An 18,702-nucleotide genomic window follows, 5' to 3' on the forward strand; every position below is an offset into this window, starting at 1 on the left:
CGCACGACTGCGTGCGGTCGATCCCGGAATGACTTGCAATGATCCGTACGAGCGGGGCCAGCCGGCCGGCGCTTACAGCCAGCCGACCAGCGGCGCGACCAGCAGCGTCACCCACAGCAGGACCCCGGCGGCGACGACGGGGTTGACCGTCTCGGTCGACGACCGCCGGCTGACCGCTCCCGCCGCGAGGAGCCCGACGGCGACGACGACGCCGACCCGGTGGAGCACCACGTCGAGCGACAGCACCGTGACGCCGAGCGTCCGGTAGTCGACGACGACGGCCGCCCCCACCGCGAGAGCCGCGACCGAGAAACTCCTGACCGGGTCCAGGTCCCGGCCGAACACGTGAGCGAGCGCGGGGAGCCCGAGCGCGAGGACCGGGTACAGCGTGGCGGCGATGACCTTCGGCGAGATATCGGCGAAGCGGGTTTCGAGCGCGATCCCGCCGAACCGGACGAACAGGTAACACCCGAACAGCGCCGCGAACAGCAGCGCGTACGAGAGCGCGCGGACGGCCAGCAGCGCGCCCTCGCGGTCGAGCCACCCGCGCGCGAGCAGTCCGGAGACCAGCGCCCGCTTCGCGGTCCCGACGGGCCCCGTCGACAGGCTCGCCCGACCGCCGCTGGGGAGCCGGTCGGGCCAGCGTCCGACGGCGACCGCGAACCCGTCGCCGCTTCCGTCTCCGCCGCGTCGCCGTCGCCGGGCGAGCGCTGCCGCGTCGCGACCGGCGACCAGTCCCACCGCGGCGAGGCCCGACGCGGCGTTCCCGACGCCGAGCAGGCCGACGAAGTCGACGACCGTCGCCCAGCCGTCCGAGCCCATCGCCCGGCGGTTCCCGAGGTACATCCGCCAGACGGTCTCGACGGAGGGCTCGCCCATGAACTCCCGCTCCAGACGGTCGCGCGTCGCGTCGGTCGCGTGGACGGTGTGGCGCAGGCGGAACCAGTCCCAGTGGTCGCTGTGGGCCTGGACGGCGACCCACTCGTCGGACTCGAAGGGCGACTCGTACAGCCGGAGGTGGTCGCGGGCGCCGAAGTAGGTGCCGTCGTGCAGCTGGTAGGTCTCGTCGATCCACCGCCCGCCCGGGTTGCGGTCGCCGTGGCCGGTGTACGGCGCCGCGCGGTAGGGCCGGCGCGTCTCGTTGGGTCCCGGCCCGGTCAGCGCGTAGTTGTGGACGTAGAGATAGCGCGTCGCGCCCTGCGCGGCGGCCCACTCGACGACAGTGCCGTTCGCCGTAGCGGCGGCCTCCCCCGCCGTCGTGGGCCCCACGTCCTGCCACTCGGCCGCCGTCTCGTTCCAGGTCGCGTCGCCCCGCTCGGTCAGGAAGTACCGGACGGTCTCGGCGTCCGCGTAGACGACGAGGTTGATTGCGAGGGTCCGCCCGCCGGCCGACCGGCGGGTACTCGTGTACGGCCAGAAGACGTTCTCGCCCGGCCGGGGCTCGACCAGTTTCGCCGGCGTCGTCCCGACCCCGGGGTCGTCCGGTCCCGTCACCGAGAGGGCGAGCGACCCCGCGCCCGCGACGAGTACCACGGCGACGAGCAGGCCGAGCGCGACCGAGGTCGACGGTGGCCACGGCTGCTCCACGCGCGCCGTATGCGGTCGACGCTAATACGCGTTCCGGGGGTCGTGCTGACGGTCGCCCGCCCGACGGCGGCTACGGACGGCCGCCCGCGAAACCGCGGATCCCTTCGCCGTCACGACCGCCAGAACGCCGGCGTCAGCAGGACGAGAACTGGAATTATCTCGATGCGCCCGACCCACATCAGCACGATGAAGGCGACCTTCGTCGTCGCGGGGAACCACGCGTAGTCCCCGTACGGTCCGGCGTCGCCGAAGGCCGGACCGATGTTGAGGAACGTCGCCGCCGACGCCCCCATCGCCTCGAACTCCCCGATCTGCTCCCCGGCTCTCGCGGCGTCGGTGACGACGAACACCGTCAGGAGCACGAAGACGATGCCGCTCAGCAGGACGTAGGCGTACACGTCGCGGACGACCGCCTCGTCGACGACCTGCCCGGACAGCCGCACCGGCCGGATCGCGTCGGGGTGGATCTCCCGGAACAGGTCCCCGCGGAACGACTTGACGACGACCAGCCACCGCAGCGTCTTGATCGAACACGTCGTGCTCCCGGCCATCCCGCCGGAGAACATCGCGAGGAAGAGCATGTGCTTGGCAGCCGGCGACCAGCCGTTGAAGTCGACCGTCGCGTAGCCCGTCGTCGTCAGGATCGACACGACCTGAAAGAGCGAGTGGCGGGCCACCCGCTCGACCCGGGTGAACTCCCCGGAGGCGACCAGAAAGGCCGCGGTCAGCCCGGTCAGCCCGAGCACCACCGCGAGGTAGAAGCGGAACTCGTCGCTGTCGACCAGCCGCGAGGGGTTCCCCCGGGTCAGGTGGTACAGCAACACGAAGTTCGTCGCCCCGAGGAACATGAAGGGGATCGTCGCCCACTGGACCGCCGGCGAGAACGCGCCCAGGCTCTCGGCCCGCGGCGAGAACCCGGCCGTCGAGACGGCGGTGAACGCGTGGGCCACCGCGTCGTAGAGCGTGACCTCTGGGCCGAGGCCGACGGCGCCGAGGGCCAGCCACGTCGCGACCATCAGCCCGGTCAGTCCCGCGTAGAGCCACCCGAGCAGGCGGGCGGTCTCCTCGATCGAGGGCGTGAGCTTGTTCACGTCCTGGGTCTGGGACTCGGTCTCCATGAGCTGGGCGCCACCGATCGACAGCTGCGAGAGGACGGCCACGGCGATGACGAGGATGCCGAGCCCGCCCATCCACTGCAACAGCGCCCGCCAGAGGTGGATCGACCGACCGTGGGCGTCGAAGTCGGAGACGACGGTCGCGCCCGTGGTCGTGACGCCGCTGGTCGACTCGAACAGCGCGTTGACGGGGGTCGCGAGGTTCCCCTCGCCGGCGATCAGGAACGGGACCGCGCCGACGACGGCGATCGCCAGCCACGTCAGCGCGACCATCAGGAACCCCTCGCGGATGCCGAGATCGTCCCGGCCGAGCCGTTCGAGCGCGATCCCGGCCCCCAGCGTCAGGACGGCGGTGACCAGAAAGGGGACGAGCGGCTCGCGGTACCACAGCGCGACCAGCGCCGTCGCGACCAGCGGCGCCGTCAGCGCCTTCAGGACGGTCCCGACGAGGCTCAGGCTGGTGGCCCAGTCGACCCTGAGTTCGCCGACGACCCTCATCGCGCGGTCACAGCTTCTCGGTCACTTCGTCGAGCACCTCTGTGTCGACGAAGACGACCACGTGGTCGCCCTCGCGGACGACCGTGTCCCCGCGCGGCGTGATGTGCTCGTCGCCGCGGGTGATCGCGCCGATGACGACGCCCTCGGGGATGTCGGCGGCCGACTCGCGGATCGACCGGTCGACGAGGACGCTGTCGGCGCCGACCTCGAGTTCGAGCACCTCGGCCTTGTCGCCCTCGATGATCGAGACGTTCTCCGCGCGGCGTGCGCGGGTGAACCGGGTGATCTCCTCGGCGGTCGCCTTCCGCGGGCTGACGGCCACGTCGACGCCGACCGCCTCGAACAGCTCCGCGAAATCGCCCGTGTTCACCACGGTGATCGCCCGGTCTGTCCCCTTGCGCTTGGCGAGCAGCGTCGCCAGGAGGTTCTGCTGGTCGTTCTCCAGCGCGGCGACGATCACGTCGGCCATCCCCACGTTCTCCCGTTCGAGCAGCTCCTGGTCGGTCGCGTCGCTGTTGAGCACGGTGGTGTTGGGCAGCTTCTCCGCCAGCCAGCGGGCCCGCTCCTCGTCCTTCTCGACGAGCCGCGGCGAGAACCCGCGCTCCTCGAGCAGTCGCGCGGTCTGGTAGCCGATCTCCCCGCCGCCGACGATGACGATGTCCTCCGGCCCCCGCTCCCTGGGGGCGATCTCGGAGCTGAAATCGCGGATGCTCTCGGGGCTGCCGATGGCGACGACCTCGTCGCCGGCGAGCAGGCGGGTGTCTCCGCGGGGGATCACCACGTCGTCGTCGCGGATGATCGCGGCGAAGGTCAGCGAGTCGAAGCGGTCGGCCTCGGCGACGGTCTGGTCGGCGACCGGGCTCTCGGCGGGGATCTCGAACTCGGTCATCTGGACGAGCCCGTCGGCGAACGTGTCCACGTCCTGGGCGGTCGGCAGGCCCGCCAGCCCGACGATGGCCTCGGCGGTCAGCAGGTCCGAACAGACCATGAAGTCGACCCCGAAGGCGCCGCGGGCGCGCTGCCAGGCGGTGAGGTACTTCGGGCTCTTGACGCGGGCGATGGTGAACGCGTCGCTGACGACGTTGGCCGCGCCGCAGGTGACGATGTTCGTCTCGTCGTCGTCGGTGCTGGCGATCACCATGTCCGCGTCGGGGACGCCGGCCTCCTCCAGCGTCTCGACGTCGCTGCCGTCGCCCTCGATGGGGAGCACGTCCAGCGAGTAGGTGAGCGACTCGACGCGGTCGCTGTCGATGTCGACGACGACCACGTCGTGGGACCCGGCGAGGCTCTCTGCGATGGTCGACCCGACCTCGCCGGCGCCGACGATGACTACGCGCATCTCCTGCCCTCCGCGTGCATACCCCCGGCTTTTCGCGGCGCGCGTAAGTGGATTTCCCTCGGCGCGGCGTCCCGACGACAGCGAGCCGCCGCCCGGTCCCAGCGATCCCCCGGTCCGCGAGTCCGGACCGCTACGACCGCCAGTAGGCCGGCGTGAGGATCACGAGCACCGAGAGGATCTCCAGGCGGCCGATCCACATCAGGAAGACCATGTACAGCTTCGCCGGGGCGGAGAACAGCCTGAAGCTGTTCATCGGGCCGACCGCGCCGAAGCCCGGGCCGATGTTGCCCAGCGTCGCGATGGCGACGCTCATCGCCTCCAGGCCGGTCAGGTCCATCCGCTCGACGAACAGGCTGTCGACGTACAGTAGGACCGTCGAGACCACGAACAGCGTGAGGAAGATCATAATGAAGACGAACACGTCCCGGAGCGTCCCCTCGTCGACGGCCTCGTCGCCGACCCGGACCGGCTTGACCGCCTCCGGGTGGACCGACGTGAACAGCGACCGCGCCATGGCCTTCCGGACGAGCACCCAGCGGACGATCTTGATCGAGCCAGCGGCGGACCCGGCCGACCCGCCCAGGAAGAAGGCGAAGAGGAGGACCGTCTGTGCGGCGGGGTGCCAGTAGTTGAAGTCCATGCTCGCGTACCCCGTCGTCGTCACGATGGCGGCGACCTGGAAGGTCGCCTGCCGCAGCGCGTTCTCCAGGTTGCCCGGGATGGGGTCGATGTTCGGTGCGGCCGAGGCGACCCCCAGCCCGGTGAACAGGAGGGCGGTGAGCGCGACGGTGACACCGGCCATCAGCCCGAGGTACGACCGGAACTCGGCGTTCCCCGTTAGCCGGTCGACCCGCCCGTCGAGGGCGTACCAGAACAGCGCGAAGTTGGTCCCCGCGACGACCATGAACGGGACGAACGCCCACTGGACCGCCGGCGTGAACGCCTCGATGCTGCGCCCCTCCGGCGAGAAGCCGCCGGTCGGCATCGTCGTCAGCGCGTGGGCGACGGCGTTGTACACGCCCATGTTCGGCGCCAGCCCGACGACGTTGAGGCCGTAGTAGACCAGCGCCGCCAGGAGGGTGAACCCGGCGTAGATCTTCCACAGCGCCCGGGCGGTCTCCTGGATGCGCGGCGTGAGCTTCTCGATGGAGAGGCCGGGCGCCTCCTCGTTCATGATCTGGGCGCCCCCGACCGACAGCTCCGGGAGGATCGCGACCATCAGCACGAGGATCCCCATCCCGCCGAGCCACTGTGAGAGCTGGCGCCACATCAGCAGCGCGTGGGAGTGAGTCTCGAAGGAGATGTCCCGCATGACCGTCGACCCGGTGGTCGTGAACCCGCTCATGCTCTCGAAGAGGGCGTTGACCGGGCCGGCGACGCTGCCGTTGCCGGCCACGAGATAGGGGATCGTCCCGAGGACCGGGACGACGAGCCACGAGAGGCTCACCAGCAGGAACGCCTCCCGGTGGCCCAGGTCGCTCTCGTCGGAGAGCTGTTCGAGCCCGACCCCGACCGCGACCATGACGGCGCTGGTCGCCAGGAACGGGAGCACGCTCTCGCCGTAGTAGATGGCGACGAACACCGGGAACAGGGGAGCGGCCGCCAGGTACTTGACGACCGTCCCGACCAGCGAGAGGCTCAGCCGATAGTCGACGTACCCTTCGTTGGCGACCGCCATTGGACAACTGTCACCGTCCCGGCGGTGGAAGATGTGTGTTTCGGAAGCGGTGCGCGGACCGCGGGCCGCCCCGTCGGAAACCGGCCACGGGCCGACGCCGTTCCAGTCGGCCCCGCTCGCGCCCGTCGGACACAGTGGTTAAGTTGGATCGCTCGCAGAGCACACCCATGGAACGGTTCGTCTCCCCCGGTACGAGCCACGCTTCGACCGCCGGAGCGGAACCGAACTGCCGACGACCCCGGCGGGGCCGATGAGCGACCTGCTAGGCCGGGTCGTGGTCCCGGTCGCCAGCGACGACGACGCCGAGGCCACCGCCCGTGCGCTCGACGGCCACGAGTTCGGGTCGATACTGGCCGTCCACGTCGTCGAGAAGGCCGGCGGCGCCCCCGACAAGGCCGGCGTCGAACAGCGCGAGGAGGTCGCCGAAGCGGCGTTCGCGGTCCTCGAAGCCCACTTGGGCGACGACGCCGACCTGGAGACGGAGATCCGCTACGACACGGACGTGGCCGACGCGGTCTTCGCGGCCGCCGACGATTACGGCGCCTCCGCGATCGTCATCACGCCCCGCGGCGGCAGCCGGTGGATCCAGCTGTTGACCGGCGACGTGGCGCTGTCGCTGGTGACCGAGACCGACCGCCCCGTCGTCGCGTTGCCGGACGTGGGCGGGACGGCCGGCGAAGCGGACGCCGCGGACCCCGACAGCGGGACGAACGCGGGGGGATCCGGGAGTGAGTGACGAGGACCTCGCCAAGGACCTGGGCCTGCTGTCGGCGCTGACCATCGGCGTCGGGACGATGATCGGCGCCGGGATCTTCGTCCTCCCCGGGCAGGCCGCGGCGGCCGCCGGGCCGGCGGTCGCGCTGTCGTTCGTCGCCGGCGGCGTCATCTCGCTGTTCACCGCGCTGTCCGCGTCGGAACTCGGGACGGCGATGCCCAAGGCCGGCGGTAGCTACTACTACGTCAACCACGCCCTGGGCCCCCTGTTCGGCTCGATCGCCGGCTGGGGCAACTGGATGGGGCTGGCCTTCGCCAGCGCGTTCTACACGCTCGGGTTCGGCGAGTACCTCGCCACGTTCGTCCCGCTCCCCCCGTTCTCGCTCGGGACTGTCCGGGTCGCGGCCTACACGCTCGGGCCGTTCGGACTGGGCGAGTTCCAGGTCGGCGCGCTGCTGGCCGGCGCGGCCTTCATCGCCGTCAACTACGTCGGCGCCAAGGAGACCGGCGGCATCCAGATCGTCATCGTCACGCTGCTGGTCGGCATCCTCACGCTGTTCTCCGTGCTGGGCGTCATGCAGGCCGACGTGGCGACCCTGCGGCCGTTCTTCCCCGCCGAGACCGGGGGCGCCAGTGCGGTCCTCCCCGCGACCGGCCTCGTGTTCGTGTCCTTTCTGGGGTTCGCCAAGATCACGACCGTCGCCGAGGAGCTGAAAAATCCCGGACGGAACCTCCCGCTGGCCGTCGTCGGGAGCGTCCTCATCGTGACCGTCATGTACGCGATCATCATGGTCGTCCTGATGGGCGTGGTCAACTGGCGACAGCTCGGCCCCGACTTCACCGACACGCCCGTGCTCGACGTGGCCGAAATCGCGTTCGGGACCCTGGGGTCGTTCTCGGTCGATCTCGCCGGGCTCGACATCTCCATCGGATTCGCGGCGGTGGGCGTCTCGCTGCTGACGTTCGCCGGCCTGCTCGCGACAGCCTCCAGCGCGAACGCGTCGATCCTCGCGTCCTCGCGGATCAACTTCGCGATGGGCCGGGACAAGCTCATCAGCGAGAAGCTCAACTCGATCCACCCCCGGTTCGCCACGCCCTACCGCAGCATCGCCGTCACCGGCGGACTCATCCTGCTTTTCATCGTCGTCGGCGACGTGAAGACGCTCGCGAAGGCCGGGAGCGTCCTCCACCTCATCGTCTACGGCTTCCTCAACCTCGCGCTCATCGTGATGCGGACCGCCGACGTCGAGGAGTACCAGCCCGAGTTCACCGTCCCGCTGTACCCGGCCGTGCCGATCCTGGGGGCGGTCTCCTCGTTCGGGCTGATCGTGTTCATGGACCCCGTCGAGATCGGCCTCTCGCTGGTGTTCGTCGCTGGCGGGATCGTCTGGTACCTCGCCTACGCCCGCGACAAGGCCGAGAAACAGGGGATCCTCTCGGAGTACGTCCTCGAACGCTCCGAGGAGATGCCCGAACCCGCCGTGTCGGCCGCCGAGGGCGTCGCGCCGGACGGCGGCGACTACCGCGTGATGGTCCCGCTGGCCAACCCCGAACACGAGAAAGACCTCATCACGCTCGCCAGCGCGATGGCAGAGGCCAACGACGGCACGCTCGTCGCGACGCACATCGTGACGGTTCCCGACCAGACCGCGCTCGCGGGCGCCCGCGAGCGCGCCGACGACATCGACGCCACCTCGCGGGAACTGCTCGACCGCGCCCGCGAGGACGCCGAGACCTTCGGCGTCGACGTCGAGACTCACACGATCATTTCCCACCGCGGATTCGCGGAGATCTTCGACGCCGCCCGCAGTCACGACGCCGACCAGGTCGTCATGGGCTGGGGCGAGGACGCCCACGGCTCGCCCGGTCGCGCCGAGTCGGCCATCGACGAGATGACGAGCGACCTCCCCTGTGACTTCCTCGTCCTGCGGGACCGCGGGTTCGACACCGAGCGCGTGCTCGTCCCCACCGCCGGCGGCCCCGACTCGGACCTCTCGGCGGAGATCGCGAGGGTCCTCCGCGAGGAGTTCGGCGCCGCGGTGACCCTGCTGTACGTCGCCGACGAGGGCGAGAGCGCCGCGGGCACGGACTTCCTCGCGGAGTGGGCCGACGGACACGGGCTGGCCGACGCCGACCTGCGCGTCGAGACCGGCGACGTGGAAGCGGCCATCGAGTCGGCCGCCGAAGACGCGACGATGGTCGTCATCGGCGCCAGCGAGGAGGGCCTGCTCCAGCGGCTCGTCGGCGGCTCGCTCGTCATGGACGTGGTCGACGACGTGGAGTGTTCGGTCCTGCTCGCCGAGAAGCGCCACGAGCGGTCGCTGTTCGAACGCCTGTTCGGCTGAGGGCGGTCGGTGGCCGCTCGGTCCCGCGGGAATCGAAGCGCCGATCTCTTCGAGTGACTTCGGGCAGCCGACCCTCCTCCCGAAGTGACGATCCGTCGATTCGAGTGGGGTGAGACGCTCGACGGCCCAATAGTCGGAACATATTTCACCGGTTCGACACCGCTAGGGGATATGATCGAGTCCAACGACGGCGGGCGGGATCTCATGTCGCACCCGCTCGTCCCCGTCGCCGACGAGGCGGACGCGAGGGCGACGGCTCGCGGGCTGGAGCCCTACGCCCCCGACCGGGTGACGGTCGCGAACGTCGTCGAGAAGGCCGGCGGCGCCCCCGACAAGACGCCGGTCGAACAGAGCGAACGGGTCGCGACGGCGGCGGTCGAGGCGTTCCGGGAGCGGTTCCCGTCGGCCGACCACCGCGTCGTCTACGGCCGCGACGTGGTCGGGGCGATTCTCGACCTCGCCGACGAGGTCGACGCGTCGGCCGTCGCCTTCCGCCCGCGGGGCGGGAGCCGCCTCGTCCAGTTCCTCTCCGGGGACAAGACGCTTCGACTCGTCACCGAGTCCGACCGGCCGGTCGTGGCCGTGACCGGGTCAGAACCGGACGAACGGGCGTCGACCGGAGCGGAGAGCGAACGGGAATCGGTCGAAACCGAGCCGGGATCGGCGGACGCCGGGGACGGGACGGAATGAGCGACGACGAGGAACTCGCGAAGGACCTGGGCCTGCTCTCGGCGATGACCATCGGGATCGGGACGATGATCGGCGCGGGTATCTTCGTCCTCCCCGGCGTCGCCGCTCAGGAGGCCGGGCCGGTCGTCGTCGCCTCGTTCATCGTCGGCGGGGTCGTCGCGATGGTGAACGCCTTCTCGGTGTCCGAACTCGGGACGGCGATGCCCAAGGCCGGCGGCGGCTACTACTACATCAACCGCTCGCTCGGTCCCCTGTTCGGCTCGATCGCCGGCATGGGTGACTGGATGGGGCTCGCCTTCGCCTCCGCCTTCTACTGCATCGGGTTCGGCCAGTACCTCACGACGCTGGCGCCGGTCCCCGGACTGCTCATTCTCTCGGACATCCAGGTGGGCGCCCTGATCGCGGGCGTCGTCTTCGTCGGCGTGAACTACGTCGGCGCCAAGGAGACCGGCGGCATCCAGACGGTGATCGTCCTGATCCTGCTGTCGATCCTGAGCGTCTTCGCCGTCTTCGGCTGGCTCGCCTTCGACTACGCGACGCTCGTCGGCGACGGGGGCCTCACCCCGATGGGCTACGGCGCGATCCTGCCGGGGACCGCGGTCGTCTTCGTCTCCTTCCTCGGCTACGCGAAGATCGCCACGGTCGCCGAGGAACTGAAGAACCCGGGACGGAACCTGCCGATCGCCGTCATCGGGAGCGTCGCGCTCGTGACCGTCGTCTACGGGATCATCGTGACGATCATGCTCGGGGTCGTCCCGTGGTCGAACCTGAGCCCGAACGCGCCCGTCGCCCAGGTGACCGAGATCGCCTTCCCCGGCGGGCTGGTCGGTGTGGCTGTGCCGGTCGTCACGCTCGCCGCGCTGCTGGCGACCGCCTCATCGGCCAACGCCTCGATCCTCGCCTCCGCGCGGATCAACTTCGCGATGGGCCGGGACGGCATCGTCACCGACTGGCTCAACGACATCCACCCCTCCTTCGCCACGCCCTATCGGTCGATCCTCGTCACCGGCGCCGTGATCGTGGTGTTCATCGCGGCGCTTGGCCGCAACCTCGAAGTGCTCGCGAAGGCCGCGAGCGTTCTCCACCTCGTCGTCTACGCGCTGATCAACGTCGGCCTGATCGTCTTCCGCGAGGCCGACGTCGAGGAGTACGACCCCGACTTCACGGTGCCGCTGTACCCGCTGACGCCGATCGTCGGCGCCGTCGCGTCGCTGGCGCTCGTGACGTTCATGGACCCCATCGAGATCGCGCTGTCGGGGGCGTTCGTCGGGACGGCGGTCGTCTGGTATCTCGTCTACGCCCGGCGACACACCACCTACGAGGGCGCGCTCGGCGAGTTCGTGACCGAGCGGTCCGAGGAGATGCCCGACATCGCGGTCTCGGCGGCCGAGACGGTCGCGCCCGACGGCGGCGACTACCGCGTGATGGTCCCGCTGGCCAACCCCGAACACGAGAACGAACTCATCACGCTCGCCAGCGCCGTCGCGAAACAGCGCGGCGGGTCCGTCGTGGCGACCCACGTCGTGACGGTTCCCGACCAGACGCCCCTGGATCGCGCCCGCGAGCGCGCCGACGACATCGACGCCACCTCTCAGAACCTGCTCGACCGCGCCCGCGAGGACGCCGAGACCTTCGGCGTCCCCGTCGAGACTCACACGATCCTCTCCCACCAGGGCTACGAGGCCGTCTTCGACGCCGCCCGCAGTCACGACGCCGACCTCGTGGTGATGGGCTGGGGTCCGGACTCGCACGGTTCGCCCGGCCGCGCCGAATCGGCGGTCGGCGAGATGACGAGCGACCTCCCCTGTGACTTCCTCGTCCTGCGGGACCGCGGGCTCGACACCGAGCGCGTGCTCGTCCCCACCGCCGGCGGCCCCGACTCGGAGCTGGGCGCCGAACTGGCGACGGTCCTCCGGGCGGAGTTCGGCGCCGCGGTGACCCTGCTGTACGTCGCCGACGAGGGCGAGAGCGCCGAGGGCGCCGACTTCCTCGGGCGGTGGGCGACCGACCACGACCTGGGCGACGCGGACCTGCGCGTCGAGACCGGCGACGTGGAAGCGGCCATCGAAACCGCCGCCGAAGACGCCACGCTGGTCGTCCTCGGCGCCAGCGAGCGCGGCCTGTTCCGGCGGCTCCTCGGCGGGTCGGTCGTCGAGGACATCGTCGACGACGTGGACTGCTCGGTCGTCCTCGCGGAGAAGCGCACCGAGCGGTCGCTGCGCGAGCGGCTGTTCGGCAGTCAGTAGTCGTCCAGCGCCCGCTGGTCGGGCCCGCGCCGCTCGCCCTCCGGGACGTTGGTCGCCACGATCTCGTCGACTTCGCCGCGGGAACTCGCGTCGCTGTTTATCGCCCGCGTGGCGCCCTCCCGCTCGACCGAGAAGCCCGCCTCGGCGTAGCGGTCGTACGTGACGCCGCTGTTCGAGAGGACGACCCACGCGCCCCGCTCGTCCAGTTCGACCGCCGCGTCCAGCAGGCGCTCCTGGTCGTCGCGGTCGAAGCCCGCAGCGCTGTACTCCGCGAAGTCCGCCGTCGGGCTCATCGGCTCGTAGGGCGGGTCGAAGTACACCAGATCGCCCGGTTCGGCCGCCTTCAGGACGTACGAGAAGTCGCCGTTGCGCAACTCGGTCCCGGCGAGCGCCCGCGAGGCCGCGCGGACCCGGTCGGCCTGCACCCAGTCGGGGTCGGCGTAGCGGCCGATGGGGACGTTGAACCCGCCGTCGGCGTTCTCGCGGTAGAGGCCGTTGTAACAGGTCCGGTTGAGATAGAGGAGCAGGGCGGCCTCCTCCAGCCGGTCGGCGTCGCTCTCGGGCCAGCCGTCGCCGTAGGCGCGCTCGTTGAACCGCGCCCGTTGCTGGTAGTAGTACCCCTCGACCTCGCTCCCGCGGCGCGTCTCCTCGGCGAACGGCAGATCCGGGTCGGGGTCGGCCTCGGGGTCGCGGAACCCGCGCAGGCGGTCGATCAGCGCCTCCGGGCGGTCCCGGACCTGCTCGTAGAAGTTCACCAGCCGGGGGTTCGTGTCGTTGACCGTCGCCGCGGCCGGTTCGAGGTCGAAGAACACCGCGCCGCCGCCGAAGAAGGGTTCGTGGTAGCGGCCGAACGACTCCGGGAAGCGGGCGTACAGCTCGTCGAGCAGTTGCCGCTTGCCCCCGGCCCACTTCAGTACCGGCTTCGCCATTCACCGGACGGTGGGCGGTTTCCGTCTTAAACCCAGCCATCGCGGGGGACGGGCAGACCGTCGGTCCGGCCAGCCCGCCCCGCCGTTCTGTCGGTCGACCGCCCCGCCGCTCAGTCCTCGTCGGCGGGGAAAAACAGCGCCGGTTCCTCGTGGCTGAACGTGACGTACTCCTCTGCGAGGTTGCGGACGTGCGTGTAGACGTGCCCCTCGCGGGCGGCGATCTCGCCGAGCCCCTCGACCGCGGCGTCGTCGTAGTAGAGCGGACAGCAGACCGCCCGCTCGTCGCCTTCGTCTTTCAGCACGACGAGCGCGAAGTGGATCCCGCTCTCGACTCGGTAGACGTCGTGTTCGTCGAAGTCGCCGGCGTCGACCCACTCGCGCAGTCGCTCGAACTCGTCGTCGGGGACGAGCACGTCGAACCCCCAGCGATCGCCGGTGACGGCGGTCACGTCGCCCGGGTGCAACTGGAGCGTCTCCCAGCCCGCGTCCTCGAACTCCGCGGCGGTGGCCTCCATGTCGCCGATCAGGTCCTCCCAGTGCTCGCGGACCGCGCTCGCCGCGCCCATCCCCGCGAACGCCGGCCCGCCCGCGGCGTCCTCCTCGTCGGTCATGCACGGGATTCCGGGCGGCCCCGCGGAAAAGGTGTCGTTCCGGCGGACCAGGATCGGGTCCCGTCGCGGGGCGGTCAGTCGTCGTCTCCCGCCGCCGCTTCGCCCCCGGAGCGCTCCGCGGCCGCGTCGATCTGTGGGGAGTCCCAGTAGGGGTGGTCGTCGACCAGCCGGAAACACGCCGCCCGCTGGCCCGGCGCGTCGCCGTCGTAGTCGTCGGGCGCCTCCTCGCGGCAGGCCTCCCGGGCGTGCGGACAGCGGGTGTGGAACCGACAGCCCGCCGGCGGGTCCCGCGGCGACGGCACGTCGCCCTTCAGCGGGTCGACGCGACGGCCCTGCTCGCTCGTGTCGGCCCGGGGCACGCTCTCCAGCAGCGCCTTCGTGTAGGGGTGCTGTGGGTCCTCGAAGATGGCGTCGACCGGGCCGCGCTCGACGATCTCGCCGAGGTACATCACCGCGACGCGGTCGGAGATGTGTCGAACCACGCTGAGGTCGTGGGCGATGAACAGGTAGGTCAGCCCGAGTTCCGCCTGCAGGTCGTCGAGCAGGTTGAGGATCTGCGCCTGGACGCTCACGTCCAGCGCGCTCACGGGCTCGTCGAGCACGAGGAAGTCCGGTTCGAGCGCCAGCGCCCGGGCGATGCCGAGCCGCTGGCGCTGGCCGCCGGAGAACTCGTGGGGGTAGCGGTCGACCTGGTCGGCCGAGAGCCCGACCCGCTCCAGCAGTTCCTTCGCCCGGTCGCGGCGGATCTCGTCGATCGACCGGTCGACGCGTACCTCCACGACCACCCGGTCGTCGACGCTCCCGCCGCCATTACCGCCACTACCACCATCTGCCTCCGCCGATCCGCCGCCCTGGACGATTTCGGCGGTCAGGTCCTCGGCGACGGTCGCCGACAGCTCCCCGCCGCGGCGCCGGACCGTCACGTGGACGGTGGCGACCCCGTCCTCGGCGGGGACCACGCGGTCGACGTCGTCGGCCACGCGGACCTCGACGCGGTCGGCGTCGACGCCGTCGACGGTCACCTCGGCCTCGGTCCGCACGTCGGGGTCAGTCGCGGGCAGCCCGTGGATCACGAGCGGTTCGGTGACGATGGCCCCGGCGGTCTGACGCGGGTCGAGGCTGGAAAAGGGGTCCTGGAACACCACGCCCGCGCGCCGGCGGAACGCCGTCATGTCGTCGCGGTCGAACACCGACTCGCCGTCGAAGCGCACGTCCCCGGCGGTCGGGTCCTGCAGCGCGAGCAGCGTCTCGCCGGTCGTCGACTTGCCACACCCCGACTCGCCGACCAGCCCGAGCGTCTCGCCCTCCGCGACCTCGAAGCTCACGCCGTCGACCGCTTTCACGCTCCGGCTCTCGGCGCCGAGCAGCCGGTCGACCAGCGAGTCGTCGGCCGCGAAGTACTTCTTCAGCCCCTCGACCTCGACCAGCGGGCGCTCGTCACTCACGGCGACCACCTCCGTTCGACCCGTCGGCGTCGACACTGCCGTCCCGGTCGTCGCTCCGCCGGCCGTCGGCCGGCTGGCCGCCGTCGGCGGCCTCCCGCCGGTCCGTCCCGTCGGCGGGGTCCCCGCTCCCGTCGAAAAAGCCGTCGGGGAGCGCGGCCGTCTCGCTGTACTCGCGCTCGGCGAGGACGCACTTGGCGCCGTGCTCGCCGCCGAGGTCGAACTCCGGCGGCTTCTCCAGGCACTGCTCCATCGCCTTCGGGCAGCGGTCGGCGAAGTAACAGCGGTCGTCCATCTCCTCGTCGCGCAGGCTCGGGACCGACCCCTCGATGGGTTGCAACCGTGCGGCCGGGTCCGCGAGGTCGGGGATCGAGCCGACGAGCCCCTCGGTGTAGGGGTGGACCGACTCCTCGAAGATGTCTTCGAGCGTCCCGCGCTCGACGACCTCGCCGGCGTACATGACGCAGACCCGGTCGCTCATCCGCGCGATGACGCCCAGGTCGTGGGTGATGAGCAGGACGCTCATGTCCCGCTCGGCCTGGATCTCCCGGAGGAGTTCGAGGATCTGCGCCTGGATGGTCACGTCCAGTGCGGTCGTCGGCTCGTCTGCGATCAGCAGGTCGGGCTCGCCGGCCAGCGCCTGGGCGATCATCGCCCGCTGGAGCATCCCGCCGGAGAACTCGTGGGGGTGCTCCTCGGCCCGCTCGGCGGGGTCGGGGATCCCGACCTGCTCCAGCAGTTCGACCGCCCGGTCGTGGCTCTCCGGGTCCGTGTAGTCGCGACCGGGGACGACCCCGTCCAGCAGGTACGACCCGAGTCCGTAGCCCTGCGTGCGCGACCGGGTCGAGCGCGGCCGTGCGCTCGCGCGGCGCTGGACCTCGACGGCCTCGGCGATCTGCTCGCCGACCGTCAGCGACGGGTTGAAACTGCTCATCGGGTCCTGGAAGATCATGCTGAACGACGGCCCCCGCAGCGACCGCCGCACCCGCTCGGGCAACTCCCGCAGGTCGACCATCTCGCCGTCGGCGGCGTCCGGGAACTCCTCGGCCAGCTCGGGGTCACGGTAGCGGATCTCCCCCTCGGTCACTTGGCCCGGCGACTCGACGAGGTCGACCAGCGAGAGGGCCGTGACCGACTTGCCCGACCCCGACTCGCCGACGATGCCAAGCACCTCGCCCTCGCGCACGTCGAAGTCGACCGACTCGACGGCGTTGACCTGTCCCCGCTCCGTGAAGAAGCGGGTCGACAGGTCCCTGACCTGGAGGAGGTCGCGGGCGTCGGCACCGGCGTCGACATCGACGTCAGCGTCGGCGTCGCTCATCAGACGCCACCCCCTTCACCCTCGATGCCGGGGTCGAGGGCGTCGCGGAACCAGTCACCGATGAGGTTGATGCCGATGACCGTGAGGACGATGGCCAGCCCCGGCATCGCGGCGATCCACCACGCGGTCGTCTGGTACTCCCGGCCCTGGGAGATGTCGAAGCCCCACGAGAGGGTCGTCCCGGAGAACCCGAGGAAGGAGAGGGCGCTCTCCAGCAGGATGATCGCCGCCACCTGGATCGTCGCCAGCACGAGGATCGGCGTGAGGCTGTTGGGCAGGACGTGCTTGCGGATGACGAACAGGTCGGAGGCGCCCAGCGACTCCGCGGCGGTGACGTACTCCTCCTCGCGGACCGCGAGCGCCTCGCCGCGGGCGACGCGGGCGAACCACACCCAGTTGACCAGCCCGACCACGACGATCACCGTCCCCGGCAGCGTGAACGTCTCCGGCATCCCGGTGGGATACGAGAGCCCGCCGGGCAGCGATATCGCTCCGCGTATCAGCGGTGCGACCCCGGCCATCACGAACGGGTCGGGGACGGCGACGCTCGCCTCGCCCCACAGTCCCACGAGTGCGATCGCCAGCACCAGCGACGGGAACGCGAGGCTCACGTCGGCGACCCGCATCAGCAGGTCGTCGACCCGGCCGCTGTAGTACCCCGAGACCAGCCCGGTCGGCACCCCGAGCAGCATCGCCAGGGTCGTCCCGAGCAGGCCGACCAGCAGCGACGTGCGCGCCCCGTAGATCACCCGCGAGAGCATATCGCGGCCGAGCCCGTCGGTCCCCAGCGGGTGAGCGGTCGTCGCGTTCACCCTGACCGTCTCGTTGGTGATCCGCAGGGAGCCGTTGACCATCTCCTGGCCGGTCTGTGTCTCGGTGCGGCTGAACCCCAGCGGCGGCTGTTGCTCGTTCTCGAGGTCCTGGTTCGTCGGGTTCCACGGCGCGACCAGCGGCGCGAACACCGCCAGCGCGACCATCAGCGTGACCAGGGCGATCCCGAGTTTCGCCAGGAAACTGCGGCCGAACTCCCGGCGGAGGTTGCGCTTCGTCCGCGGCGACACCGACGAGCGCAGTGCCGATGCGAGTCGGAGGGGGTTCAGATACCGGAGCAGCGTGTCGAGTCGTCCCATCAGTCCATCACCTGCGGGTTGAGCGTCGCGTACAGCGCGTCGACGACGATGTTCACGACCACGAAGCCGATGCCGATGACCACCAGGCAGCCCTGGATGAGCGGCCAGTCGCGGTTGCCGATGGCGTCGATGACCAGCGTCCCCAGCCCCGGCCAGTCGAAGACCGCCTCGGTGATCACCGCGCCGCCGACCAGCGTCCCGAGCTGGAGGCCGACGACGGTGATCACGGGGATGAGGGTGTTCCGCAGCGCGTGGCGGTACCGCACCAGCGTCTCCGGCAGGCCCTTCGCCCGCGCCGCGCGGACGTAGCCCTGCCCGAGCTCGTCGAGCATCCCCGAGCGGGTCAGCCGGGTGATCAGCGCCGTGAAGTACGTCCCCAGGGTGATCGCCGGGAGCGTGATGTAGGCCAGCCACGACCGCAGGTCCGCGAGGAACCCGGACACGTCCAGCGGCGCGGCGTACCCCTGCTCGGGTCCGGCGATCACCACGAGGTTCCCGAGGGCGTCGAGCAGCCCGACCGGGCGCGTGCTCGTCGGGAACACGTTGAACTGCACGGCGAAGACGATGACGAGCATCACGCCCAACCAGAAGTTCGGCGTCGAGATGCCGACCAGCGAGAACAGCGTCGCGCCGTAGTCGGCCGGGCCGTGGCGGTGGGTCGCGCTGATCACGCCCAGCGGGATCGAGAGCACGACGGCCACGAACGTCGCCGCGAGCGCCAGCTCCAGCGTGGCCGGGACCTTCGCCAGCACGCGCGGCCGAACGGGCGTCCGTGACCGGTAGGAGTAGCCCATGTCGCCGGTCAGCAGATCTGCGACGTAGTCGACGTACTGGACGTACAGCGGCCTGTTCAGCCCCAGGTCCTCGGCGATCCGGCGGCGGGTGGCCTGGCTGGCGTCCAGCGGCGCGATGAAGTCGACCGGGCTCCCCGGCGTCACGTACCGCAGCAGGAAGACGACGGTCACGACGCCCAGCACGACCGCCAGCCCCTGCAGCGCCCGTCGCGCCAGGAACCGACCCATCGACGCCACGCTATCGCCCCCGCTCCGGCGCGTGC

14 protein-coding genes are annotated in these 18,702 nt (G+C 70.8%); 4 read left to right on the plus strand and 10 right to left on the minus strand.

The features are described from left to right. Window positions 1-72 precede the first annotated feature (72 nt). The 4 genes from ACMGFI_RS19130 to ACMGFI_RS19145 form a co-directional block, all read right to left on the minus strand. Window positions 73-1,587 carry a hypothetical protein gene (locus tag ACMGFI_RS19130; RefSeq protein WP_436911726.1) on the minus strand — a complete coding sequence of 505 codons (1,515 nt, stop codon included), beginning with the start codon at window positions 1,585-1,587 and terminating at the stop codon, window positions 73-75. Between the two features lie 110 nt (window positions 1,588-1,697). Next, window positions 1,698-3,200, minus strand: coding sequence for a TrkH family potassium uptake protein (locus tag ACMGFI_RS19135; protein WP_436911728.1), 1,503 nt, complete (start codon window positions 3,198-3,200; stop codon window positions 1,698-1,700). A 7-nt stretch (window positions 3,201-3,207) separates the two neighbouring features. Then, window positions 3,208-4,539, minus strand: a complete 1,332-nt coding sequence (trkA, locus tag ACMGFI_RS19140; protein ID WP_436911729.1) for a Trk system potassium transporter TrkA — start codon at window positions 4,537-4,539, stop codon at window positions 3,208-3,210. A gap of 130 nt (window positions 4,540-4,669) precedes the next feature. Next, window positions 4,670-6,217 (minus strand): TrkH family potassium uptake protein, encoded by a 1,548-nt coding sequence (locus tag ACMGFI_RS19145; RefSeq protein ID WP_436911731.1) that lies wholly within the window; start codon window positions 6,215-6,217, stop codon window positions 4,670-4,672. A gap of 250 nt (window positions 6,218-6,467) precedes the next feature. Between ACMGFI_RS19145 and ACMGFI_RS19150 the strand changes: the two genes are divergently transcribed. The 4 genes from ACMGFI_RS19150 (at window position 6,468) to ACMGFI_RS19165 (ending at window position 12,212) form a co-directional block, all read left to right on the plus strand. Then, a complete protein-coding gene (locus ACMGFI_RS19150; protein ID WP_436911732.1) occupies window positions 6,468-6,953 on the plus strand; it encodes a universal stress protein in 486 nt (161 codons plus the stop codon). Then, a complete protein-coding gene (locus ACMGFI_RS19155) occupies window positions 6,946-9,276 on the plus strand; it encodes an amino acid permease (RefSeq protein ID WP_436911734.1) in 2,331 nt (776 codons plus the stop codon). The genes ACMGFI_RS19150 and ACMGFI_RS19155 overlap by 8 nt, the downstream gene beginning before the upstream one ends. Before the next feature lie 171 nt (window positions 9,277-9,447). Continuing rightward, window positions 9,448-9,966, plus strand: coding sequence for a universal stress protein (locus ACMGFI_RS19160; protein WP_436911737.1), 519 nt, complete (start codon window positions 9,448-9,450; stop codon window positions 9,964-9,966). Continuing rightward, window positions 9,963-12,212: an amino acid permease gene (locus ACMGFI_RS19165; RefSeq protein ID WP_436911739.1), complete on the plus strand. Its 2,250-nt coding sequence runs from the start codon at window positions 9,963-9,965 to the stop codon at window positions 12,210-12,212. Before ACMGFI_RS19160 ends, ACMGFI_RS19165 begins: the two co-directional genes overlap by 4 nt. Here ACMGFI_RS19165 and ACMGFI_RS19170 read toward each other — a convergent pair. From ACMGFI_RS19170 to ACMGFI_RS19195, 6 genes are all read right to left on the minus strand, one after another. Beyond that, on the minus strand, window positions 12,206-13,141 hold the full coding sequence (locus ACMGFI_RS19170; protein WP_436911741.1) for a DNA adenine methylase: 936 nt from the start codon (window positions 13,139-13,141) through the stop codon (window positions 12,206-12,208). The genes ACMGFI_RS19165 and ACMGFI_RS19170 overlap by 7 nt on opposite strands. Window positions 13,142-13,251: 110 nt before the next feature. Continuing rightward, the gene (locus tag ACMGFI_RS19175; RefSeq protein ID WP_436911742.1) at window positions 13,252-13,752 is read right to left on the minus strand and encodes a DUF7529 family protein; all 501 of its coding nucleotides are present in this window, start codon (window positions 13,750-13,752) and stop codon (window positions 13,252-13,254) included. A 74-nt stretch (window positions 13,753-13,826) separates the two neighbouring features. Then, window positions 13,827-15,197: an ABC transporter ATP-binding protein gene (locus tag ACMGFI_RS19180; protein WP_436911744.1), complete on the minus strand. Its 1,371-nt coding sequence runs from the start codon at window positions 15,195-15,197 to the stop codon at window positions 13,827-13,829. Further along, entirely contained in the window at window positions 15,190-16,515 is a 1,326-nt protein-coding gene (locus ACMGFI_RS19185) for an ABC transporter ATP-binding protein (RefSeq protein ID WP_436911746.1), read from the minus strand. Before ACMGFI_RS19185 ends, ACMGFI_RS19180 begins: the two co-directional genes overlap by 8 nt. Then, window positions 16,515-17,645 (minus strand): ABC transporter permease, encoded by a 1,131-nt coding sequence (locus ACMGFI_RS19190; RefSeq protein WP_436911747.1) that lies wholly within the window; start codon window positions 17,643-17,645, stop codon window positions 16,515-16,517. Before ACMGFI_RS19190 ends, ACMGFI_RS19185 begins: the two co-directional genes overlap by 1 nt. Beyond that, window positions 17,645-18,667: an ABC transporter permease gene (locus ACMGFI_RS19195; RefSeq protein WP_436911749.1), complete on the minus strand. Its 1,023-nt coding sequence runs from the start codon at window positions 18,665-18,667 to the stop codon at window positions 17,645-17,647. Before ACMGFI_RS19195 ends, ACMGFI_RS19190 begins: the two co-directional genes overlap by 1 nt. Window positions 18,668-18,702 lie beyond the last annotated feature (35 nt).

The organism is Halosimplex marinum (genome assembly GCF_051414075.1).
GTDB lineage: Archaea > Halobacteriota > Halobacteria > Halobacteriales > Haloarculaceae > Halosimplex > Halosimplex marinum.

Coding starts and splice junctions, on each gene's coding strand:
- ACMGFI_RS19170 (WP_436911741.1), bottom strand. CDS start 13,141: ATGGCGAAGCCGGTACTGAAGTGGGCCGGGGGCAAGCGGCAACTGCTC.
- ACMGFI_RS19160 (WP_436911737.1), top strand. CDS start 9,448: ATGATCGAGTCCAACGACGGCGGGCGGGATCTCATGTCGCACCCGCTC.
- ACMGFI_RS19165 (WP_436911739.1), top strand. CDS start 9,963: ATGAGCGACGACGAGGAACTCGCGAAGGACCTGGGCCTGCTCTCGGCG.
- ACMGFI_RS19135 (WP_436911728.1), bottom strand. CDS start 3,200: ATGAGGGTCGTCGGCGAACTCAGGGTCGACTGGGCCACCAGCCTGAGC.
- trkA (WP_436911729.1), bottom strand. CDS start 4,539: ATGCGCGTAGTCATCGTCGGCGCCGGCGAGGTCGGGTCGACCATCGCA.
- ACMGFI_RS19175 (WP_436911742.1), bottom strand. CDS start 13,752: ATGACCGACGAGGAGGACGCCGCGGGCGGGCCGGCGTTCGCGGGGATG.
- ACMGFI_RS19195 (WP_436911749.1), bottom strand. CDS start 18,667: ATGGGTCGGTTCCTGGCGCGACGGGCGCTGCAGGGGCTGGCGGTCGTG.
- ACMGFI_RS19190 (WP_436911747.1), bottom strand. CDS start 17,645: ATGGGACGACTCGACACGCTGCTCCGGTATCTGAACCCCCTCCGACTC.
- ACMGFI_RS19185 (WP_436911746.1), bottom strand. CDS start 16,515: ATGAGCGACGCCGACGCTGACGTCGATGTCGACGCCGGTGCCGACGCC.
- ACMGFI_RS19150 (WP_436911732.1), top strand. CDS start 6,468: ATGAGCGACCTGCTAGGCCGGGTCGTGGTCCCGGTCGCCAGCGACGAC.
- ACMGFI_RS19145 (WP_436911731.1), bottom strand. CDS start 6,217: ATGGCGGTCGCCAACGAAGGGTACGTCGACTATCGGCTGAGCCTCTCG.